The organism is Thiolapillus sp., assembly GCF_048562965.1.
Classification (GTDB): domain Bacteria; phylum Pseudomonadota; class Gammaproteobacteria; order Chromatiales; family Chromatiaceae; genus Thiolapillus; species Thiolapillus brandeum_A.
The window spans coordinates 1-708 of sequence record NZ_JBHNMF010001312.1 but is presented as its reverse complement, the minus strand read 5'-3'; the positions used below and the strand labels follow the sequence as shown (position 1 = coordinate 708).

General features: G+C 50.3%; 1 protein-coding gene and 1 pseudogene. One reads left to right on the top strand and one right to left on the bottom strand.

Annotated elements, in window-relative coordinates; all coding sequences use genetic code 11:
• Nucleotides 1-146: 146 nt before the first annotated feature.
• A pseudogene (locus tag ACOCD2_RS24025) lies at nucleotides 147-296 on the bottom strand (transposase); the annotation flags it as partial.
• A 29-nt stretch (nucleotides 297-325) separates the two neighbouring features.
• Between ACOCD2_RS24025 and ACOCD2_RS24020 the strand changes: the two are divergent.
• A complete protein-coding gene (locus ACOCD2_RS24020; protein WP_293649926.1) occupies nucleotides 326-598 on the top strand; it encodes a group II intron maturase-specific domain-containing protein in 273 nt (90 codons plus the stop codon).
• The last annotated feature ends 110 nt before the right edge of the window (nucleotides 599-708 follow it).

Below are 708 nucleotides of genomic sequence, written 5' to 3'. Positions count from 1 at the left end.
GTCGAATGCCCCAGCTGTGGGATTCGCGTGGAACAAATGCCCTGGGCCATGGGGAAACGGCCACTGACCAGAGCCTATGGCTGGTTTCTGGCGAGCTGGGCCAGGCGGCTCTCCTGGAAGGGGTTCTTCGTAGATTCGTGTGAAGCCTAAGGCGCCATATCTAGGTCACCGCAGTAAAACAGGATGCTGTTTCTGAATCCTGCAAAGGATCGATAACCTCGCGCATTGGCTTTGATCGTCTGAATCTTGGAGTTCAACCCTTCAGCCACAGCATTACTGATTCGGTGTTTGAAATAGGTCAGAATATTCGGCAAATGGTTCTTGAATGAAACGCAAGACGGTCAGCAAGCGACTGACAACCAAGCTGAAAGCGTACAAAGACTGGATAAAAGCCAATCGAGTGATGCCGACAGCGTGGCTGATGCAGCGAACAGCGGCCAAACTGGAAGGGCATTATGCGTATTATGGGGTAACGGACAATAGCAGGAGCATAGGGAACTTTGCCCATCTGGTGAAGCAGATACTCTTCAAATGGCTGAACCGCCGAGGAAAAAGAGGTTGCTACACCTGGGAAAAGTTCCAGAAGCTGCTAGTGTAGTGTTGCATTTTGCTTGGAACTTAACCGGCGATTAGCACGAACAACTTTAGCCAAGATATCCTTAGCCTTGGCTGTCCAGATGAATGGCTTGGGTTTTTGGTTGTGTATGG